General features: G+C 33.6%; 2 protein-coding genes. Both read left to right on the top strand.

Going from position 1 to position 1,990, the window contains the following annotated elements:
* Positions 1 to 112: 112 nt before the first annotated feature.
* A complete protein-coding gene (locus AC1DJR_RS28020; protein ID WP_002086645.1) occupies positions 113 to 1,174 on the top strand; it encodes a YpbB family protein in 1,062 nt (353 codons plus the stop codon).
* Positions 1,164 to 1,990 (top strand): RecQ family ATP-dependent DNA helicase (locus tag AC1DJR_RS28015; RefSeq protein ID WP_477004050.1); only part of this gene is annotated, 827 nt, incomplete at its 3' end. The genes AC1DJR_RS28020 and AC1DJR_RS28015, both read left to right, overlap by 11 nt.

Genomic DNA, 1,990 nt, shown 5'->3' with positions numbered 1-1,990 from the left:
CAATAGAATATATACAAGCATGTAGTGTGAATATGATAAGTTAAATGAATAGCAGTTAATGTGCAATCGTATTGAAAAAGGAATGAAGTTAGACTGAGAGGTGGAAGCGGTAATGCAGCTACAATATACTTTATTATATTGTTTAAAACAATTGAATGGTGAAAGAACCGTTTCTTCGATTTATTATTTATTAAAAGGAAAGAGATCGTCGCAAACATTACAAGATGGGAATATGTTTCAAATTTCTTTTTTGTTTGGGATTTATAAGTCATTAAATAGAGCTGATTATGATCAAGAAGTTGCAAAGTTGTTACAAACGGATTTAGTTCAAGGTATACATGATAATACATATGTGTTAACGACTGCTGGTAACGTGCAATTAAACAAATGGGAAGGTGACTTTGCCTTTCCGACATATTTAAATGGTTTACACTATGGTGAAATAGGTGAAACGTTTTGGAAGAGATTATCATTGATCGTTCAAACCATTTCGAATTTACAACAGGCGAATACGAAATTTATTCCAATTCAACAGGATACAGAAATAATGATGTGGGTGAAACGTTTTCTCACTGGAATACCGTATATGAGAAGTGAATTGGCTAAAAGATTATGGAAGGAAATGCATACTCTTTTACAAAAAAATAATCCAGTAGAGGCGACAATCGTAATATATCGGTTAACTGGGTATAAACGTATTGGGTGTACTTTACAACAATTAGCGGAAATTACGAAACAAGATATATTTCGAGTTTATTTTTTATTTTGGGGTACAATTCATTTCCTTATTCAAGAAGTTCGTAATAAAGAAAATGAGTTTCCATTATTAGCTGAAATTATATCTTATCCAAATGAGAAAGCTGATTTATTTAGTTTATCAACGAAAAAAACATATAATCTTTGGAGACAAGGACGCTCTTTAGAAGAAATAGCAACAATTCGGAATTTGAAGGTTGCCACGATAGAAGACCATTTTGTAGAAATTGCTTTACGAGAAAAAGAATTTTCTATTGAAATGTTTATGGAAAAAGAAAAAATGGAAAAAGTAACAAAAGTAATTGAAGCATTACAAACACGTAAATTGCGTGTGTTGAAGCAAGCGGTTGGAGAGGAAATCTCTTATTTTGAAGTACGTCTTGTATTGGCACGGATGGAGGGTATAAATGAAGCTTGAGGAATATTTATATAAGTGGTTTGGATATTCTGAATTTCGTCCGGGGCAAAAAGGAGTTATTACGGACTTATTGGAAGGAAAAGATGTTGTAGCAATGCTTCCGACTGGAAGGGGAAAGTCAATGTGTTATCAACTTCCGGGGCTTCTGCAAGAGGGTACGGTGCTTGTTGTATCACCATTATTATCTTTAATGGAAGACCAAGTTACGCAATTAAAGTATGTCGTGAAAAATCGAGTTATTGCATTGAATAGTTTTCGGACGTTAATTGAAAAAAGAGAAGCAATGAAAAAGCTATCTTTTTATAAATTTGTTTTCGTATCACCAGAGATGTTGCAGTCGGAACTTCTAATAAGAGAATTGAAAAAAATTCATATTTCATTATTTGTCGTAGATGAAGCGCATTGTATTTCACAATGGGGCTATGATTTTCGGCCAGATTATAAAAAATTAGATAAAGTAATTGAGAGTATCGGATCTCCGACAGTACTAGCATTAACAGCAACTGCGACAAAGGATGTACTGCGAGATATAGCGGAAAGTTTAAATCTAAAAAATATTGCTGAGCATGTGTACTCAATTGATCGTCCAAATATTGCGATGGAAGTGCAATTTGTGGAAACAATAGAAGAAAAAAAAGAGGCGCTTTTTGAGCATGTAATGTATTTGCAAGGGCCTGGTATTGTTTATTGTTCAAGTAGGGCCTGGACAGAGCGTTTAACCGAGTATTTAAGAGGAAAAGGAATTACAGGTGTAGCTTTTTATCATGGTGGTATGGAACATGAAGAGCGTATGTTAATTCAACAACAGTTTATGAA

It is taken from the genome of Bacillus sp. 05T31 (genome assembly GCF_056396725.1).
The sequence above is the reverse complement of the archived record's forward strand: the minus strand, read 5'-3'. Positions and strand labels throughout refer to the sequence as shown.

Coding starts and splice junctions, on each gene's coding strand:
- AC1DJR_RS28020 (WP_002086645.1), top strand. CDS start 113: ATGCAGCTACAATATACTTTATTATATTGTTTAAAACAATTGAATGGT.